General features: G+C 36.3%; 20 protein-coding genes. 17 read left to right on the forward strand and 3 right to left on the reverse strand.

Features of this window, described 5'->3' with window-relative positions:
* Positions 1–9 precede the first annotated feature (9 nt).
* The 7 genes from atpF (at position 10) to DW761_RS16135 (ending at position 6,606) form a co-directional block, all read left to right on the forward strand.
* Entirely contained in the window at positions 10–528 is a 519-nt protein-coding gene (gene atpF, locus DW761_RS16105; protein WP_117453990.1) for a F0F1 ATP synthase subunit B, read from the forward strand.
* Positions 516–1,061: an ATP synthase F1 subunit delta gene (atpH, locus tag DW761_RS16110; RefSeq protein WP_117453989.1), complete on the forward strand. Its 546-nt coding sequence runs from the start codon at positions 516–518 to the stop codon at positions 1,059–1,061. Before atpF ends, atpH begins: the two co-directional genes overlap by 13 nt.
* Before the next feature lie 10 nt (positions 1,062–1,071).
* On the forward strand, positions 1,072–2,592 hold the full coding sequence (gene atpA / locus DW761_RS16115; RefSeq protein WP_117453988.1) for a F0F1 ATP synthase subunit alpha: 1,521 nt from the start codon (positions 1,072–1,074) through the stop codon (positions 2,590–2,592).
* Positions 2,593–2,595: 3 nt separating this feature from the next.
* A complete protein-coding gene (atpG, locus tag DW761_RS16120; RefSeq protein ID WP_117453987.1) occupies positions 2,596–3,444 on the forward strand; it encodes an ATP synthase F1 subunit gamma in 849 nt (282 codons plus the stop codon).
* 3 nt (positions 3,445–3,447) lie between these two features.
* Positions 3,448–4,851: a F0F1 ATP synthase subunit beta gene (gene atpD, locus DW761_RS16125; RefSeq protein WP_117453986.1), complete on the forward strand. Its 1,404-nt coding sequence runs from the start codon at positions 3,448–3,450 to the stop codon at positions 4,849–4,851.
* A gap of 3 nt (positions 4,852–4,854) precedes the next feature.
* Complete coding sequence (gene atpC, locus DW761_RS16130) at positions 4,855–5,247, forward strand: ATP synthase F1 subunit epsilon (protein ID WP_117453985.1); 393 nt, start codon at positions 4,855–4,857, stop codon at positions 5,245–5,247.
* An 84-nt stretch (positions 5,248–5,331) separates the two neighbouring features.
* The gene (locus tag DW761_RS16135; RefSeq protein WP_117518752.1) at positions 5,332–6,606 is read left to right on the forward strand and encodes a hypothetical protein; all 1,275 of its coding nucleotides are present in this window, start codon (positions 5,332–5,334) and stop codon (positions 6,604–6,606) included.
* A 33-nt stretch (positions 6,607–6,639) separates the two neighbouring features.
* On the opposite strand, the gene DW761_RS16140 is transcribed toward DW761_RS16135, so the two are convergent.
* A complete protein-coding gene (locus tag DW761_RS16140) occupies positions 6,640–9,219 on the reverse strand; it encodes a diguanylate cyclase (RefSeq protein WP_117518753.1) in 2,580 nt (859 codons plus the stop codon).
* Positions 9,220–9,584: 365 nt separating this feature from the next.
* Here DW761_RS16140 and lepB point away from each other — a divergent pair, with 365 nt between their 5' ends.
* Together lepB and nrdD are read left to right on the forward strand one after the other, a co-directional pair.
* On the forward strand, positions 9,585–10,217 hold the full coding sequence (gene lepB / locus DW761_RS16145; protein ID WP_117518754.1) for a signal peptidase I: 633 nt from the start codon (positions 9,585–9,587) through the stop codon (positions 10,215–10,217).
* A 61-nt stretch (positions 10,218–10,278) separates the two neighbouring features.
* A complete protein-coding gene (gene nrdD, locus DW761_RS16150) occupies positions 10,279–10,563 on the forward strand; it encodes an anaerobic ribonucleoside-triphosphate reductase (RefSeq protein ID WP_117453981.1) in 285 nt (94 codons plus the stop codon).
* A gap of 16 nt (positions 10,564–10,579) precedes the next feature.
* On the opposite strand, the gene DW761_RS16155 is transcribed toward nrdD, so the two are convergent.
* Both DW761_RS16155 and DW761_RS16160 read right to left on the reverse strand, forming a co-directional pair.
* Positions 10,580–11,488: an ROK family protein gene (locus tag DW761_RS16155; protein ID WP_158552245.1), complete on the reverse strand. Its 909-nt coding sequence runs from the start codon at positions 11,486–11,488 to the stop codon at positions 10,580–10,582.
* A 119-nt stretch (positions 11,489–11,607) separates the two neighbouring features.
* The gene (locus DW761_RS16160) at positions 11,608–12,339 is read right to left on the reverse strand and encodes a DeoR/GlpR family DNA-binding transcription regulator (protein ID WP_158553834.1); all 732 of its coding nucleotides are present in this window, start codon (positions 12,337–12,339) and stop codon (positions 11,608–11,610) included.
* A gap of 220 nt (positions 12,340–12,559) precedes the next feature.
* On the opposite strand from DW761_RS16160, the gene DW761_RS16165 reads away from it, so the two are divergent.
* The 8 genes from DW761_RS16165 to DW761_RS16200 all read left to right on the forward strand — a co-directional run bounded on the left by DW761_RS16165 (position 12,560) and on the right by DW761_RS16200 (position 20,209).
* Positions 12,560–13,045: a PTS system mannose/fructose/N-acetylgalactosamine-transporter subunit IIB gene (locus DW761_RS16165; RefSeq protein ID WP_117518756.1), complete on the forward strand. Its 486-nt coding sequence runs from the start codon at positions 12,560–12,562 to the stop codon at positions 13,043–13,045.
* 22 nt (positions 13,046–13,067) lie between these two features.
* Complete coding sequence (locus tag DW761_RS16170; RefSeq protein WP_117518757.1) at positions 13,068–13,844, forward strand: PTS mannose/fructose/sorbose/N-acetylgalactosamine transporter subunit IIC; 777 nt, start codon at positions 13,068–13,070, stop codon at positions 13,842–13,844.
* Positions 13,837–14,637: a PTS system mannose/fructose/sorbose family transporter subunit IID gene (locus DW761_RS16175; RefSeq protein WP_117518758.1), complete on the forward strand. Its 801-nt coding sequence runs from the start codon at positions 13,837–13,839 to the stop codon at positions 14,635–14,637. Before DW761_RS16170 ends, DW761_RS16175 begins: the two co-directional genes overlap by 8 nt.
* A gap of 11 nt (positions 14,638–14,648) precedes the next feature.
* Entirely contained in the window at positions 14,649–15,050 is a 402-nt protein-coding gene (locus DW761_RS16180) for a PTS sugar transporter subunit IIA (RefSeq protein ID WP_117518759.1), read from the forward strand.
* A gap of 12 nt (positions 15,051–15,062) precedes the next feature.
* Positions 15,063–16,526, forward strand: a complete 1,464-nt coding sequence (locus DW761_RS16185; RefSeq protein WP_117518760.1) for a sulfatase — start codon at positions 15,063–15,065, stop codon at positions 16,524–16,526.
* A gap of 375 nt (positions 16,527–16,901) precedes the next feature.
* Positions 16,902–18,140 (forward strand): hypothetical protein, encoded by a 1,239-nt coding sequence (locus tag DW761_RS16190; protein WP_117518761.1) that lies wholly within the window; start codon positions 16,902–16,904, stop codon positions 18,138–18,140.
* 126 nt (positions 18,141–18,266) lie between these two features.
* Positions 18,267–18,971: a LytR/AlgR family response regulator transcription factor gene (locus tag DW761_RS16195; protein ID WP_117518762.1), complete on the forward strand. Its 705-nt coding sequence runs from the start codon at positions 18,267–18,269 to the stop codon at positions 18,969–18,971.
* Positions 18,968–20,209 (forward strand): GHKL domain-containing protein, encoded by a 1,242-nt coding sequence (locus DW761_RS16200; RefSeq protein WP_158553835.1) that lies wholly within the window; start codon positions 18,968–18,970, stop codon positions 20,207–20,209. Before DW761_RS16195 ends, DW761_RS16200 begins: the two co-directional genes overlap by 4 nt.
* The last annotated feature ends 31 nt before the right edge of the window (positions 20,210–20,240 follow it).

The following is a 20,240-nucleotide window of genomic DNA, read 5'->3' on the forward strand; positions in this document are numbered from 1 at the left end:
TTTTGGAACATGAATATTGATATAACAAATTACCTGCGATTAGACCTGGTGGATGTAATTCTTGTTTGTATTTCTACACTGATCATCTGTTTGGTGGCAAAGCATTTTTTCTGGGATGTCATTCTGGATTATTTTGATGCACGTCATAAAGCAATTGCGGACGATATAGCCGCAGGTGAACAGGCACGTAAAGATGGAGAAGAATATAAAGTTCAATATGAAACTCAGCTTGCAAGTGCGAGAGGTGAAGCACACGCAATTTTAGAAGGGGCAGCAAAGAATGCCAATGAAGAGCGTAAAGAAGTGTTAGCGAAAGCACGCGAGGAAGCGGAAAACCTCAAGCAGAAAGCATTAGCGGATATTGAACGCGAAAAAGTTCAGGCACAGAAAGAAATGAAACAGACGATTACGGATGTTGCATTTGAAGCTGCGGAAAAAATCATCAAGAAGGAATTGGATGAAAAAGATCAGCAGCGTTATGTGGATGACTTTATTGAACATGCAGGTGATGATACATGGCAGGCATAGCAGCAAAAAGCTATTGTGATGCGTTGTTTGAAATCGCAAAGGAAGAAAACAAGCTGGATATTTATAAAGAACAATTATTGCTTGTGAAAAGTACGATGGCATCGGATACAAAATTTGTAAGTGTGATGAACCATCCAAAAATTCACAAGGAAGAAAAGAAGCAGCTGCTGGAAACAATCTATAAAGACAGTATCGAACACATGCTGTTAAATTTTTTAAAGATTTTAGTAGATAAAAACCGTTTCCGTATTCTGCCGGATATCACAAAAGAATTTGTGAAATGCTACAATGTGGAAAACCACATTCAAGTAGTTTATGTGAATAGCGCAACTGCATTGAATGATGAACAGATTGCGAAACTGAAAGTAGCATTAATGAATAAACTAAATCAAAAAGTGGAGCTTGTCTTACGAGTAGATGAAGACTTGATGGCAGGTATCCGTATCAAAATCAATGATCAGATCATCGACAATACAGCGAAAAACAAACTGGAACGTTTGAAGAAAGTCGTTGCATCTGAAGCAAACAAGTGAGGTGAATGTGGTGAGCTTAAGACCAGAAGAAATAAGCAAACTGATCAAAGAACAGATCCGACGCTATGATGATGAACTGGAAACTGGTGAAACAGGAACCGTTATCACGATCGGTGATGGTATTGCCCTTGTTCATGGCTTGGCAAATGCAATGGCTGGAGAGCTGCTGTTATTTCCAGGTGATGTCTATGGAATGGTATTAAACCTTGAAGAAGAACATGTCGGTGCCGTATTGATGGGAGATGATGCTTCCATTAAAGAAGGTGACGAAGTAAAACGTACTGGTAAAATTGTCGAAGTACCAGTTGGGGATGGCATGCTAGGTCGTGTTGTCAACGCATTGGGACAGGCAATTGATGGTGGTGCACCTATCGTATCAGATAAATTCCGCCCAGTAGAGCGTGTAGCTCCAGGTGTTATGACAAGAAAAAGTGTACACCAGCCAATCCAGACCGGATTAAAAGTCATTGACTCTATGATTCCTATTGGTAAAGGTCAGCGTGAGTTGATCATTGGGGATCGTCAGACAGGTAAGACGGCAATCGCCATCGATACCATTATCAATCAGAAGGGTCAAAACGTAAAATGTATTTATGTCGCAATTGGACAAAAGGCAAGTACCGTTGCGCAAATCGTAGAAAAATTAAGAAGTCATGGCGCTATGGAATATACAACCATTGTATCTTCTACTGCCAGTGAACCAGCTCCATTACAATATATTGCACCATATGCAGGTTGTGCGATTGGTGAAGAATGGATGGAAAATGGGGACGATGTATTGATCGTATATGATGACTTGAGTAAACATGCGGTTGCTTATCGTACCATGTCCTTATTGTTGAAACGTCCACCTGGACGTGAAGCATATCCAGGTGATGTATTCTATCTGCATTCTCGTTTATTAGAGCGTGCCGCAAAATTAAATGATGAATTAGGCGCAGGAAGTTTAACTGCACTTCCTATCATCGAAACACAGGCCGGAGATATCGCAGCATATATTCCTACCAACGTTATTTCTATCACCGATGGACAGATCTTCTTACAGACAGAGCTGTTCAACAGTGGTGTAAGACCAGCGGTAGACAGTGGTTTATCCGTATCCCGTGTTGGTAGTGCCGCACAGATCAAAGCAATGAAACAGGTTAGTGGAAGCTTAAAACTGGAGCTTGCACAGTATCGTGAAATGCAGGCATTTGCGAAATTCGGTAGTGATCTGGATGCGACAACAACCGAAACATTGGCGCATGGAGAACGTTTAACAACACTGCTGATCCAGAATCAGTATGATCCAATGCCAGTCGCTCATCAGGTATTATCTTTATTTGCCGCAAAACATAAATTCCTGAAACCTGTCAAAGTAGAAGATGTGAAAGTTTACGAAAAAGAAATGTTGAAATACATGGAAAGAGAGCATGCAGATATCATTGCCGCAATCAATGAAAAGCAGGCTTTAGACAGTGAACTGGAAGCATCTATCAAAGAGGCGTTGACAGCGTTTGCGACAGAATTCAAGAATTTAATTGAAGGATAGTCTATGGCAGCAGGTAAATTAGAGATCAAGGCTCGTATCCGTTCTGTAGACTCTACAAGAAAAATTACCAAAGCCATGCAGTTGGTTGCCAGCAGTAAACTGAAAAAACAGAAACAGTTCATGGAAGAAAACAGAGAATATGCTTATTATCTAAAAGAAACAGTGCAGGAAATCTTATCTTCTATTGAAAACAGCATGCATCCATACTTACAGAAAAATGATGCGAAGAAAGCATTTACCATCGTATTTACCAGTGATATGGGATTATGTGGTGGATATAATGCAAATATTTATCGTATGCTTCAAAATACTGTCAGTAAAGATGATGATATCGTAATGATCGGGCTTCGTGGAGCCGGATGGATTCACAATAAAGGATATCATGTGATTCGTGAAGAACTAGATCTGGAAGATGAATGTTACAGTGAACTGGTGGAAATTGCGGATATGGCACTTGATTTATATCGCAAAAAAGAAATATCTGAAATCCGTATTCTGTACACAAAATTTATTAATTCTGTATCCTTTGAGCCACAGCTAGTAACCTTGCTGCCTGTGGAAAAAGATGATCGTGAACATTCAGGAAATGCCTTAACTGAATTTGAACCAGCTGGAGATAAGATTTTGGATACGTTAGTACCAATGTATGTCAGATCATTATTGTACAGTTATTTCTTAGAAACAAAAACCAGTGAGCAGGCAAGCCGTCGTATGGCGATGGAAAGTGCGACAGATAATGCGGATGAAATCAAAGAAACCCTGGAATTGGAATTCAATCAGGCAAGACAGGCAAGCATCACCCAGGAAATTACCGAAATTGTTGGTGCTGTCAATGCCCTGGAAGGAGTGTAGCGAATGAGTAAAAATATCGGAAAAATCGTTCAGGTCATTGGTCCGGTCGTTGACATTGTCTTTGAAAATGGAGAACTGCCAGACTTATTGACTGCAATCGAGATTCCTATGAAAGATAAAGAGTCTTTAATCGTTGAGGTCAGCCAGGATATTGGAGATGACCGTGTACGTTGTATCGCCATGGGCAGTACCGATGGCTTGGTACGTGGTATGGATGCCATTGATACAGGCGCACCAATCAGTGTCCCTGTAGGGAAAGAAGTACTGGGTAGAATGTACAATGTATTAGGACGTGAAATTGATGGATTAGGTGAAACAGCCACAAATGAAAAATGGCCAATTCATCGTAAAGCACCTACTTTTGATGAACAACAGACCAGCGCAGAAATGCTGGAAACCGGTATTAAGGTTATCGACTTGTTGTGTCCATATTCAAAAGGTGGTAAAATCGGTCTGTTTGGTGGTGCCGGTGTAGGTAAAACCGTATTGATTCAGGAGCTTATCCACAATATCGCAAAAGAACATGGTGGTATGTCTGTTGTTACTGGTGTAGGAGAACGTACACGTGAAGGTAATGACATGTATCATGAAATGAAGGATAGTGGTGTCCTTGATAAAACCGTATTGGTATATGGACAGATGAATGAATCTCCAGGTGCCAGAATGCGTGTAGGTTTAACAGGACTTACCATGGCAGAATACTTCCGTGATCATGATCATCAGGATGTATTGCTGTTTATCGATAACATCTTCCGTTTCACACAGGCAGGTTCTGAAGTTAGTGCCCTGCTTGGACGTATGCCAAGTGCCGTTGGTTATCAGCCAACCCTTGCGACAGAAATGGGACAGTTACAGGAACGTATCACTTCCACAAAGAATGGATCTATCACATCTGTACAGGCAATCTATGTGCCTGCCGATGACTTGACAGACCCTGCGCCAGCGACTGCATTTACGCATCTGGATGCGAAAACTGTATTGGATCGTGATATTGCGGCATTAGGTATCTATCCAGCCGTTGATCCTCTAGAATCAAGCTCTCGTATTCTTGATCCACTTGTTGTAGGAGAAGAACACTATGAAGTAGCTCGTGGTGTACAACAAATTCTACAGCGTTATAAAGAATTACAGGATATCATCGCCATCTTAGGTATGGATGAATTAAGTGAAGAAGATAAGATTATTGTAAACCGTGCACGTCGTGTACGTAACTTCTTATCTCAGCCTTTCCACGTTGCGGAAGTATTCTCAGGTATTCCAGGATGCTATGTATCCCGTGAAGATACAGTCAGAAGCTTCAAGGAACTGTTGGAAGGTAAATATGATGATCTTCCAGAAGCAGCATTTATGTTCGTTTCAACCATCGAACAGGCTGTGGAAAAAGCTAAAACTTTGAATGAAGGTTAATCTATGATCAAAGTGAAAATCATCACTCCTCTTGGTCTATATAAAGAAGGCGAAGTGGAAGCTGTTCATTTACGTACCGTGGAAGGTGATATCACCATTCTTCCTAACCATATTCCTTTGGTTGCCATGTTAGAAACATGTAAGTGCTCCTTAAAAGAAAAAGGCGACTATCATGATTATGCGATGGCTGGTGGTATGATGCAGTTCAAAGATAATGAAATGCGCATATTAACAGACGCAATTGAAGGTCGGGAAGAAATCGATATTGAACGAGCAAAACGTGCGAAAGAACGTGCAGAAGCACGCCTTGCGAAACGTGATAACCGTACCAATATCAAACGTGCAGAAGTTGCACTTGCGAAAGCAATCAACCGTATTAAAGTATACGGAGGATAAAAAAATCAGGCAGGATATGATTGATATTCTGCCTTTTTCTTATGCTTTTATGATATACTGAAAGTAGAGATAGAGGGTGATGAAATGAAAGCGAAAAGCTATCGGTTTTCCACTGTTTCAAATATCATGTTTGTAGGATTTCTATTCAGTTTTATCCATTTAGAAATTTCTTATCTGGCAGATTTTACAACTGGAATATCTGCGCTGTTGATGTGGTATGGCTGTTATATTCTGCGTAAAGAAAATGAAGCCCTGCGAAAATCATTTGTTATGACTTCCTGTATACTTGTGATTTTTACCTTTGTGGAAATCATAAGAGCAACACCATGGATAGGTTTATCCTCTATCAGTGTAGTGAAGCCAATCTGTATGCTGGTATTATTATATCAATATGGAAAAGGTATGCAAGATTTAAATCTGGCATATGGTGGGAAAAGCATCATACAATGTAAAAGTATCTATAAGGAATATCTTGCGTATATTGGACTTATGTATTTTACAATAGTAGTACCAACTTTGCTGATATACTTTGGAATCATCTTATTGGTTATCATTCTTGTACAGATCTATCGCATACATTCCATTGTGAAAGAACATGTGAATAATAAAGAATTTACATGCTGCTTTGTGCCTGTTATACCAGCAGCTGCAACCTATATCGTCTTGATAATCGCCATCATTATGACTTTTAGCTATCTTGTACATAGAAATCTAACAAGTGATTATGAGGTGTGGAAAATAAGTACAGGTGAAAAACGGGATGCACTGGTTCAAAAAGGCTTGTCAAAACAGGTTAGTAAAGATTTAAGCGATGATGCAGTAGAAGCATTATCAGAAGTAAAAGCATTCCGTGTTTATGAAGAAAATCAAAATCAAGATTTTCCAAAACAAACAGAAGAATATGTGGGGGTTGATCAGGATGGATATTTATATCATCTGATGTGGATCAACTTTGATAAAGTAGATTTTAATGGAAACTGCAGTATTATTCCTGTATGGAATACCAGTAGAGAAAATGGTGTAATGCTGGATAAAGAGGTCGCATTCTTGTATGATCAAGGCGATACAACATATGGAAGAAAAGAATCATCCCAGTCGTTTGATATTAACTTTGCGAAAGGAAAGTATCATCGTGGATATGTGTATTCTATCCATGATATATCTGATGATCAAATGATGGAATTTGCCACAAATATCATTTATCAGGACAGCTGGTTCCAATATCCTTATACCTACCATTCATTAGCGGATTCTTATCAACCAGTAGATGATATACTCACAAGCATAACACAGACTAAAAATTATAAAACCAAGTTCCATACTATTTTAATAGAAAGAAAAGATTTTAAAATGGAATAACATAAAGAAAGAGGAAGCATGTGATCTTCCTCTTTATTGCATATAATCAGTAATATCTGTACAAGATAACAGGATATAAAGATGACCATCTGGCCAGTCGATATAAGAAGCAGTGGTGCGTACCCATTGATGTACAACACTATTATAAATATCTACAACCTTGCGATCGTTTTGATCACGATGTTCTAATAATTTAACTGGGCAGTCCTCGCATGGATGTTCACTACCACGAAAACATTTATGACAGATAGAACCATATTCCGCATATGGAAACAACCGTTTGGTATCTTCATTAAAATAGATAAGATGATACGTAGCGGGATCAATGATATAGATCGCACTACCGATATGATTTAATAAATACATCATCATATTCAACTGTTCATTCTGTCGGGTTTTCTGCGCTTGATTCTGTAAGAATATCTCAATGATTTCCATGATGGTCTGAAGATCATTACGCTGTTGGCGTGTAAAACTTCGTGCACGAAGATTATCGCAAAAGATAACCATGACAGAATTTACTTCATCCAAAGCCATGGACATCGCGGTTATGGCTTTCGCATGTACGGAAGCCAATATTGCTTTTTCAAACGGTGTATTATTTTTATTTTCATAGATAAATACCGCATGTTCGCTAATATCAGGATAGGTTGATAAACATTCTTTCATCAAGTAAACATGATATTTCATTTTCTCATGTCCCATACTGGAATCTTTCCATTCATTTAAAACAGATATCTCTTCCATTTGATTATCATAAGATAAAATCACCGCATGATGTAACTGGAAAAAGTGGCCAGTCAGGCGTAAGACTTCATCTAATTTATGTGTAAAATCAGTAGAGGATGAGGTGAATAGCGTACGGAATATAAATTCACGTATGTTGCCTTCTAAAGGTCCACTCACATCGGGAGAAAGATCTACAGGATTGCTTTGCGTATAGTCAAACATGCCGTTTTGATAAACACTACACTGGTTCTTTCCATTATATTTACCATAATACATGGCGATATCCGCTTTGTGATATAGATCATCAAAACATAATTGATTCTTATCATAGAATGCCAGTCCGATAGATACAGAAATATGGGCATTTTTTAAATAGGTATATGTAGAGGAGGATAAATCATCACAGAATTTTTCACATTGTGATATCACTGAAATCTGATCATGCAGATCAGATAAAAAGACCACAAATTCATCTCCACCAATACGCCCGATAATACTGTGCTCTTTGAAGCATTCACATAATTGCGCAGATACATTCTTTAACACAAGATCGCCATACATATGTCCATATAAATCATTGATATCCTTGAAATTATCCAGGTCCATGATAATAAACGCATGTTTTACATCAGGTGCAGCTTTTAATTTTGCATTGATCATAGAAACAATGGTGGAGTGATTATATACACCAGTCAATAAATCACGTTCGGCTTTATATCGCCATTGGGCTTCTTTTCGTTTTTCATCTTCAATATCTTTCATTGCTGTACATGCGATGACATGTCCACTGGATTTATGTTGATACATACGGGTCACACTATGAATCCATCGATATTCTCCATTGACTAATTTACGATATTCACAAACAAGTTCTTTTTGATTATGTGAAAAACATTCCAGCATATTTTCTCTGGTTTTCATCGCTTTAATATAACTATAATCCGGATGCATATATTCTACAATGCGTTGTGTCAAATCATCATAGGTCGCATCTTCTTTTAAATTCATTTCTTCCATCCAGCGTTTATTGACATTCAACATTTTATCTGCGGTCAAATCGACTTCAAATACACTGACAAAATCTGAAGAAATGATAGCACGATATTCTTTTTCGTTATGATACTCTAATTCCAGCTGTTTCAAATCAGTAATATCCTTACTAATACCAATCGCTTCTAATACAGTGCCATCTTTATCAAAAATCGACGTACTAAAAATATGAAACCAGTGTGAATCATGATGCTCATCAAATAGATGTAAAACACATTCACATTCTTTTTTTCCATTTAAAATATCTTCACATGTCTTTTTCGCTTCTTCTAAGGAATCTTTATCCATCATTCCTTTTTCCCATAGAACATCAGGAAAATTTTCTACACGATGAATATTATGAAGAATTTTTGAGGTATGTTGATTACCTGAATCAATACGTGTAATGGTTTTGGCATAAGGATCATATTGCCATAAGATACTCTGCGATTGTTTTAAGGCAATTTGATAACGCTCTTCATTGATCATTAATTCTCGCTGTGTTTCCATCAGCTCATGAACATCAGTCGATACAGAAATATAGCCAATGCGTTCTCCTTTATCATTTTTTAATTCTGAAAGAGAAACACGATTTGCGATTTTTCCAGGTCCTTTTTGGACCATGCCGGCTTCTCCCCTTAAAAAACGTTCCACACAACAGTCCTTTGTATTACAATATGGAGTATTCATACAAGAACACTTCTTACCAATCACATTTCCGGCATCCTTTGGCATGATATTCAGTGCACTTGTATTCACAAACTTGATTCTTTTCTCTAAATCAAGGATAATGATGGGATTTGTAATAGCATTTAAGATGTTTTTATAATTTTGAAACAACTCATCTTGATACATAAGATTCTCCCTTCAGATTTTATAGATTCTGCTTAATTTAAGTATATCATAAATTCGTCATGATAGTTTGAAGGAAATATAAAGATTACAAAGATTCCATGATTATATACTGATTTTCAATATGTTACATGATGATAATGAACATACAGGGGAAAAACATGCATCCGATAGGAATATTAATGAGATGAAAATGTTGGAAATAGTGAATTAGAATCATAGAAAAGAACACGTTTAATTTCACAGGACAGGATTTTTATATATCATATGAAAAAATCTTTAAAAAAACAGAATTTCTTACGGTTTCTTTTGTTTCTATTTGTAATGTTCAGTGATATAATAAAGCCATTGGTAAAAGGAGTGGCTTTATGGAAGACGACAGCTATACAGAATTACAGTATCATACGGATACACAACCAGATGATAAGCAACCCGAGGAATCCCCAAAAAGCGGGTGGAAATATGAATTATTCGATTTGATAAAAACCTTTGTGATTTGTTTTATCGCTATATTTTTGATTACAACCTACTTGATTAGACCAGTTCGTGTGGATGGGCGTAGTATGTATCCTACCCTGGAAGATGATGATATCGGAATTATGAATATAATATCTCGTAAAATGTTTGGTGTTGATCGATATGATGTTGTGGTTGTATATAACGATAAGGTGAAAGAGGACTGGGTAAAACGAGTGATTGGATTACCAGGAGATCGTATATATGCGAAAGATGATGTGGTTTATGTCAATGGAAAACCAATTGATGAGCCATACTTGGATAGCGATTATGCAAATAAGATTCGTGGACGCGGAGATAATTTTACAGCGGATTTTGATGAAGTAATTCTTGGTGAAGATGAATATTTCCTCATGGGAGATAATCGTGTAAATTCGACAGATTCTCGTATGGTGGGACCATTTAAAGGTGAGAATATCGTTGGCAAAGATGTTTATGTATTCTTCCCATTTAATCGAATGAAGATTGTAGGAAATGGGGAATAGGGCATTGTAGTTGCAAAGCAATCATCTAATTTCTATAATGAATATATGGAAGGTGAATGTTATGAAATTTGAAAAGGTAGTAGAAGGTATCACGATTCATTCAAATGAAGAAATCAGTGAACAGATCGCAAAGGCTTATATTGCCTATGTACGTAAAAACAATCCACGTAAGGAAATTGATTCTATCGATTTAGAATTTGATGGTGAAGAAGTTGGTTTAGGATATCACTTACAGCCGGAAGGATTTGAAAAAATCAGAAGAATCACAGGTTATCTGGTAGGCACAGTTGATCGTTTTAATGACGCAAAACGTGCAGAAGAACACGATCGTGTAAAACATGCATAAAAAATAAGAAGGCAACTTATGCCTTCTTTTCATTATCACTCGCACACATGGCAAGCCCTAATAATTCAGGGTCTTCCAGTTCCTCTTTTACTAATTGAATATCCTGCATATCATCATAAATCAAAGAACGGAAATGTTCTTCCATCAAAGGAAAAAATACATCATCACTTTTCATACAGCCCCCTCCAAAGATAAACACCTGTGGGTCTAATACCAAAGCAATCGTAGATAACATAACCGCAAGATCCTTACTGACATCTTCACATAGCTGGATGGCCACAGGGTCTTTTTTTCTTACCTGTTCAAATACATCACCAGCATTATGTATCATATCTTCTCCAAAAACATATTGCCCTTCCCGTGTAATCGCATGTCCACTTGCTTCATTTTCAATCGCGCCAACATTCAGTTTATTGATTTTATCACGATTCTGATCCACAATCATATTGCCGATTTCACCAGCATATCCATTGTTTCCGGAAATGATACGATGATGATAAATATAAGCCCCACCAATTCCTGTGGAAAGTGATATATAATAGATGGATTCATGATTCTTGCCAGCACCGAAATATGCTTCTCCCAAAGCAGCGGCATTGACATCATTTACCAGAGTGCATGGTAGAGGTATCTCCTGTTGGATACGTTCGACAATTGCATAATTCTCTAATTCAGGGAAATGATTACATAAACGAATGATTCCTTTCTTTGTGTCTACTGGTCCTGGTACGCCAATGCCAATGTGTTTACATTCTGATGCATCATCTAATGCATGAATCATGGAGATGATCTGTTTTGCTAATCCTTCTTTTCCTTCATGTATCTGTGTCGGTCTGCTAAGTATCTGATATATCTTGCCATTTATGCCAACACAAGCGACGCGGATGTGCTCGCATCCAAGTTCCACACTTATGTTTTTTTCCATACAAAATCCTCTTTTCTTAAACGCTATATTGCTGTACATTTTTACCTGTACTAGTATTATATCATGGGATTATGAAATGGCTTACATAAATATCATGGATTTTTGACTTTTTTCGACATTTATTTCGCAATAATCACCTGTGCATTTTCTTCATTGTATAATTCGGTGATGATATTAGCGTTTGGATAGTCACGTAAATGAAGTGCATACATAGCGGTTGTATCAAATTTTGAAGCATCTACCAGGATATAGGCATGCTTAGAATTATGTATTGCGGCTTCTTTTATTTCATGTTCGAAATTGTCTGCGGATAACAAATCTAGGTTAGAGGCAATTCCATTTGCACCAATGAAAGCACGATCAAAGTGGTAGGAGTTTATTAACTTCACCGTTTCACTTCCAGCCACGGAACGTGTATGCTCTTTTAGAAATCCACATAATAAAAATGTGCGAATATTTTTTTTATTCAATGCTTCTGCATGTGGGATACCGTTTGTAATGACACTAATACTTGTGTCTGTGATATATTCAATCATTTGAAAAGTTGTTGAGCCACTGGATATGAATATAAATTCATTTGGCTGTATAAGCTCTGCGGCTGTTTTACCAATTAGTTTCTTTTCATTAATATGCATGGTGCTTTTTTTATGCATAGAATATTCTGCAACACCTTTATCTAATTTGACACCACCATGAAAACGGATCAAATCTCCGTTTTGCTCAAGTGTGGTTAAATCTCGGCGAATAGTGGTTGGCGCAACATCAACTAACGCCTCAATTTCCTGAAAAGAAAGTTTTCCTTTCTTCTTTAATGCTTGCAAGATTTTATCTTTACGTTCTTCAAAGTTCATGATTATCACCCTTTTTTCTATATACATCATAACATACAAATCTTGGAAATGCTAGATGAAAATGGTTGAAAATGGTTGTTTAATAAAACACAAAATAACCAAATGACCAAATATAACCGAAAGTTATTGACACGGTATTTGTGTAAGTGCTATCATGGGAATGTAAATAATCAACGCGTTATTATTTTCGTTCACATAAAGTGAACAGCAAGGAGGACTTATGAAAATCGTTTTAACTAGAATCGACAATCGTTTATTACATGGGGTAACTGCAACACAATGGGGACCAAAAACAAAGGCACAAAGAGTGATGGTCATTGATGACACGGTGGCAAATGATGAAATGCAGAAATCTACAATGAAGCTTGCTCGTCCAGCTGGTATGGCGATTTCCATTATTCCTTTGGACAAAGCTTTGGCAAATTTCAAAGCAAACAAATATGAGGGACAAAATATTTTCCTGATTGTAAAGCATATTGAAACAATCAAGCGTTTAATTGAAGAAGCAAATGTGCCTATTCATGAAGTGAATGTAGGAGCAACTGCACAACGTAGTGGAGAAAATCTGATTCAGGTTAATCGCTTTGTGACAATTGATGAGCAAGAAAAACAGACATATCTTGCTTTAATGGAAAAAGGTGTACGTATTTATGCGAAATACCTTGTAGCAGATTCAGAAATTGATTTTAAAACAATTCTAAAATAAGAAAGAAAAAGGAGAAAACATTATGGGACTTTCATTGATACAGAACATTGCACTGATTATATTAGCAGGGCTTGTTCCGGTAGATAAATATGGTATGACATTTGGGCTTAGATGGCCTGCGATTACAGGATTATTCGCTGGTATAATCGTTGGGGATATGCCAACAGCATTATTTATAGGAGGCACTTTACAGTTGATGTCATTAGGTGTGGCATCTATTGGTGGCAGTAGTGTTCCTGAATATGGTGTGGGTGTTGTAATTGCTGTGGCTGTAGCCGCAACTACAGGAGGTGGCGTAGAAGCTGGTCTAGCCATCGGTATTCCTGTGGCAATGTTAATGGTACAGTTTGATGTGATTGCAAAAATTGCGCAATCTGTAATCGTAAGAAGGGCACAAGATTTAGCAAATAAAAAACGGTTTTCCACAATGTATCACACGTTATTGTGTGGACCTTGTCTGATGTTTTTAACAGCAGCAGTTCCTGTAGCTTTGGCATTATTGGTTGGTGGAGATGTAGTCAATACAGTATTAAAAGCAATGCCAGCCTGGTTTACTGGTGGCTTAACGATAGCTTCAAAAATGCTTCCAGTTGTGGGTGTTGCACTATTACTAAATTTTATGCCAACAGGAAAATACTTTGCGGCAATTATGCTAGGTTTCTTTTTAACCGCTTATTTAAATGTAAGTATGCTTGGAGTAGCCATTGCTGGTGTTATGGTATGTCTGGTATTCTATGGCTTTAAAAATTCTCAATCAAACAATTCTAATATAAACATGGGAGGACTAGAAGATGAATAAGACACCTGTTTTAACAAAGAAAGATATTAATAAAGCAGCAATTCGCTGGATGGGAATGGCTGTAAATACATATACGTACCAATATCAGCAGGCTGGCTCAATTGTCTATTCTCTTGGTCCTGCACTACGTAAAATTTATGATAATGATGATGAATATGTAGCATCTTTAAATAATCATTTTAATTATTTCAATACGCATCCTTGGATGGCAAGTATGGTTTTAGGCGCTGTTTTAGGTATTGAAGATGAAGGTGGTATTGATGCAAAAGAAGCGGTACAAAGTTTCAAAATTGGATTGATGGGACCAATGGCAGGTATTGGTGATTCCTTAATCTGGGTGTTATATCCTACAATCATGGGGTCTATTGCAGGATATATGGCTTTAGAAGGTAATATGACAGGTATTCTGATTTGGCTGTTATTGAATATCATCTTTATGTTTGTACGTGTAAAATTATTCCACTTAGGGTATCGTTCTGGTACAAAACTGATCTCTACATTAGGAGATAAACTAAATCTATTAACAGAATCTATGTCTATCTTAGGGTTGGTTGTAGCTGGTGCTTTGATTCCAAGCGTTGTCAAAATATCAACACCATTAAAATATACTTCTGGTGAATCTGTTACGGAAATTCAAAGTATTCTTGATCAGATATTTCCATTTATGTTACCAGTACTTGCGACAATCATAGCTTATAAGTTAATCAAAAGTGGAAAAATATCTGTGACGATTCTGATTTTGATGATTGTTGTTTTATCTATGATTTGTGCGGCATTTGGCATTTTAGCATAAGGAGCAGTAGTATGAGAAAGATTATAATCGCATCGCATCATCGATTAGCAGAAGGAATGGCAGATACATTGAATTTTCTGTCGGCTTATCCAAATGTTTCAGTATTAAATGCTTATGTGGATGAACAAAATATCGATGATCAGATTCAAAAAATCATGGAGGATATTCATGATGAAGAAGTATTTATCTTTACCGATATGCTGGGAGGCAGTGTCACACAGAAATTCGTACCATATATGGATAAGAAAACGCATCTAATATGCGGTATGAATTTACCATTAGTGTTAACGATTGCCTTAGGCCATGAAGAAGTTTACAATGAAAAAGAAATAAACGAATTGATTCAAGAAGCTAGAGAAGCTTTACTATATGTCAATACATATAAAATCATGAATCAAGATGATGATGAATAGGGGGAATAATCAATGCGTACGATTGTTGTATTGATGGATACCCTTCGCCGGGATTTACTAACCTGTTACAATAGTAAAACTGATTGTAAAAATGAAAATATTTCAGCTTTTGCGAATGACAGCTGTAGATTTGATAATCATTTTGTTGGCAGTATGCCTTGCATGCCTGCACGCCGGGATATATTTACTGGAAGATTAAACTTTTTGGAACGTAGCTGGGGGCCAATAGAAATATTTGATACCACGTTACCAAAAGTATTGTTTCAAAAAGGAAATATCCGCTCTCATATGATTACTGATCATGCACATTATTTCCGTATCGGAGGAGAAAATTATTGTCAGCAGTTTAATACATATGAGTTTTTCAGAGGTCAAGAAAGTGATCCTTGGGTATCACTCATTGATGATCCATGGATGCCAGAAAATTATTATGGAGATGTAAAACGACAATATCAATGTAATAAAACGAGATTTACATCAGAAGAAGAATATTCTAGTGTAAAATGCTTTGATTCCGCAATGAAATGGGTTGATGAAAATAAAGGCGCCAGAGATTTCTTTTTGATGGTAGAAACTTTTGATCCACATGAACCATTTGATGTTCCACAAAAATATCTGGATATGTATGAGGATGATTATGATGGACCATATTTTGATTTACCAGTATACCATAAAATCGATGACGAAACAGATGAAGCTATGGAACATTTACGTAAACGTTATAAAGCTTTAATCACAATGACAGATCATCACTTTGGTAAATTTATTCAAAAATTAAAAGATGCAGATATGTATGAAGACACGATGATTATTCTGACAACAGATCATGGTTATTGTTTAGGAGAACGAGAGTATATTGGTAAAAATTATATGCCAGCATTTAATGAATTAGCAAATATTCCATTACTTATACATTTTCCACATCATGAGTATGCTGGTAAATGTATAACACAGATTACACAAAATATTGATTTAATGCCAACGATATTAGATTATCAAAATGTAGAGATTCCTTCTTCTGTTACAGGGCATTCTATCCGTACAATTATGGAAAAAAAGGAAAAAATACATGAATATGCATTATATGGTACATTTGGTTTATCAGTAAATGTATTTGATGGACGTTATACTTATATGCGAGGCGGACGTGATCAAAATCAATTGTACGAGTATACAACAAGCCTTACAACTATAAGAAATTGGCTGGGTAAAGATATTCCCCAGGAAATAGAATGCGGGCATTTCTTACCTGATGTTCCATATCCTTTGTATCGAGTGCCATCTTATCATAATGCGATAGTAAAAGATCCAACATATGTAAATACAGATCATTTATTTGATATTGTAGAAGATTATGGTCAGACAAGGGAAATAAAGGATACCAGTATTATAAGTTATATGGAACAATTAATGATTAAAGCAATGAAAGAGAATCACGCACCAAATGAACAATATCAGCGCTTAGGATTTAAGTAAACAGGACATCTGCTTAATCGCAGATGTCCTTTTGTCTACATTGCCATATATTTATAATATGACCATGATTAATGTACGTAAAAGTTCCCTTAAAGGATGGATTTCCTAATATTAGGAAATAATCTAATCTAAATGTAAGTAAATTTTAAGAAATAAAATGACGGATTAGAAAATTCCATGGTATAATCTATGTGTAAGATTGCATATTTTCATCTAGCCAATGAAAGTAATGTATGTGAACTTACATACGAATTTTCTCTCTCCTCCTTTGAGATGCAGATAATTCGATATGAGTGTTCATTTCTATGAACACTCTTTCCATTATTAGGACTACAGCAAATGCTGTTTGAATATATTGATGTGGAGGTATTCATTATGTGGAATGAAGAAGACGAAAGAAACAATGCAAATCAGGATGATTTGTCAGACATGATCAACGCGTACAGTCAGGATAACGAATTGAAAAAGAAAATCAATGAGTTGAAAAAACAAAAAGCAGAAGCTGAAAGTACAAGGAAAACAGAAGATACATTTGCTTTTTCAACTTTAAAAGCAGATGATACGCAGCCATTGCCAAAGACAAGTGGAATTCCTGATATTCAGGCCGATGATGATTTAACCAAGACAAGAGTCGGTTTTGATGGCGATAGTGCTTATGATAAGACTTTGGTTATTATGGATAGTAAACCAAAAGCTACTTTCCAAAGTGAAGAAGTAGAAGAAGAGGAATATGAAGAACCTGATTATGAGGAAGAGGAAGAAGAAATGGATGATTCTTCACATACACAGGTTTTTAGTGATCTTCATGACGATTATGATGAGGATGAAGAAGAGGAGGAAGATGATGATCTTCCAAGACGAAAGAAATCTAAATCAAAAAAAGATAAAAACCCTGAAGCAGATCAGAAAATGAATAAGATAATCACGTATGTTATCATTGGTGTTGTCGTTGTGTTGTTATTAGTAGCTGGTGGTTTTGGTGTGAAATATGCACTTGGCAAATTCTTGTCTGGTGATAGTGGTAAGAAAAAAGATGATCCAAAAGTTACAGAAACCAACAAGCCTACTACAGATACTCCAAAAACTGATGATGACAAAACAAATGATGATGGTAAATCTGATGCGAATATCACCGATAACAGTGCGGAAAAGGCAAAGGTCAGTGGTGAGTTAAAAGCATTAGAAGATCAGCTGGCTTCTAAGAAAAATGAAGTTGCGGCAGCACAGAAAGCATTGGATGAAGCGAATACAAATAAATCAAATTATCTGAATCAGGTAAGTACATTAAGTCAGGAAGCACAGGCTGCGAAAAACAATCAGGCAGCAGCAGAAAAGGCTTATACAGATGCACAAGCAAATTATGATGCAAATTCAACTGAAGAAAATAAAGCAGCGTTAGATGCTGCACAGAAAGATATGCAGGAAAAACAACAGGCTGCTTCTAGCATCTCTACTGAATTTGAAACAGAAAATACAAAATACGCGGAAAAAGTAAAATCACTTGATAAAGCAATCAGTGACGCAAAAGATGAATTAGATAACCTGAAGAAAGAACAGGAAGCATTGGAAATTCAGGTATCTGATAAAACAACAGAATTGAATAAGTTTAACTAGGCCATATGCCCAAAAGGGCATATGGTTTGTTTTTTTATGGAATCAATAACCATCTATACAAAAACAGATACAAAACGTATCTATGACATGGTATAATGAAAAAACAGAAAAGCGAGGGGATCAAACATGTTAAACATCTGTATTTTAGATGATGACGCAATTTGTGCACAGGATGCAAAATGCATGGTCGAAGAATATTTTGACTGTAGAGAAATGGAAATCAATCGATTTGATGTCTTTCATGATGGGACATCTCTGTTAAAATCGAAAACAAAATATGATGTATTATTTCTGGATATCGAAGTAGGAAATGAAAATGGAATCGATATCGCAAAGAAATTAAGAATACATGAACCAGATATGATCATTGTGGTAATAACCTCCTATCTAAAATATAGTATGGAAGGCTACAAGATACAGGCCGCACGATACTTGTTGAAGCCAGTCGCAAAGTCATTGTTATTTAGTGAGCTGGATGAAGTATTATCGTTGTATGATCATGGTTCTTATATCATCGCAAGAGATGGCGCGACTTCACAAAGAATCCGCCGCTCAGATATCTATTATATTGAATCTTATGGCAGAAAGGTCTGTATCCACACAAGAAGTGAAGCATTTATCAGTAAAGAATCTTTTGGGACATGGGTGGAACAGCTGGATGCTTCTATGTTTTGTGAGTGTTATAAGGGGATTTTGGTGCATTTAAAACATATAAAAATGATACAAAAAGAAATTATTCAGTTGGAGAATGGACAGACACTACCGCTTGCGAGAAGAAGAGTGGAAGAAATTAATAGAAAATGGTTTGCCTATCAGGAGAAAAGTTTATGAACTATCTTGTATTAGGTATGGAAATTGCGTTAATTCTAGTACAGGTATACCAGTTTCATGAAATTATGACAAGTGGATATCGTTCCTTATATACCAGGATTCAAAAGTTTTTGATTATCTATGTCGTTTGTTTCTTATCAAGTATTTTATTAAACGCATTGACATATCATATCTTATGTTTTGTGATGATCATTGTGGCATCCTTGATTTATCGAAAAGAAGAAGATTTTATAAAAACAACAGGATGGTTACTGGGATCTTATCTTGTTGCTGTCTTTGCATATCAGCTGGTTGGAGTGTATATGGGATCACATGAAATCTTGTATTCTTATGCATTTCATGATGATTTATTTATATTGGGAAGTGCTTTTTTATGTCAACTAGCAATCTGCAGTCATCGCCAAAAACGATATGATCAGATGTATATATATCCTGTCATATTTGCGGTTATCAGCTATTTGTTCATTCTTGTGTATTTTACACATCATCAATATATTGATCAGGATATCATTCTGATGGCAACCCAGTTGTTGTTCATGCTGGTATCTTCCTTTTATCGTATCTGTTTTTGTATGGAAGTCAGTAAGGAAAAAGAAATACTGGCTATGGAAAAAGCACATACCATGGTGGGAAATAAAGAACGATATGAAGCCATACAAAAAGAAAATGAGTTTATCATGAAGAATATGCATGATTTAAAAAAGCATTTGGATATGCTAGATCAGATGGGTAGTGAGAATGAAAAGGTTGAACACTATCGTAAAGAGATTTATGAAAAAAGTGAAGAGCTGCTGCAGTATCAAAAAACAGGGGATGTGCTGATTGATAAAGTGTTACAGTTATATCATCCAAAATTTAAAGAAGCAAATATTCAGTGTAATATAGAAAGTGAAGACATTCATTATGATTTTATGGATGCTGTGGATATCTGTGCCGTGCTTTGTAACTTACTGGATAATGCATATGAGAGCTGTATCAAATGTGAACAACGTTTTATTTTACTTCGTATGCGCATTTTAAATGATAAAATTATCTGGAAGATGAAAAATAGTACGATAGAAAAAGAAGTTGTACAGGGAAGTAGCAAGCCTGATCGTTTCGCTCATGGTTTTGGTATGCAGAATATCGAAGGCATTGCGAAGAAATATCATGGAGAACTTTTATGTGAAGTGGATGATCAACATGGAATCTTTACTACAGCGGTGTCCTTTTTGAATACCGATGATGTTGAAAATTAAACCACATTTGCAAATATCCATACATTCATTC

Origin of the sequence: Absiella sp. AM29-15 (genome assembly GCF_003434225.1) — a bacterium.
Classification (GTDB): Bacteria; Bacillota_I; Bacilli_A; order Erysipelotrichales; family Erysipelotrichaceae; genus Hoskinsella; species Hoskinsella hominis.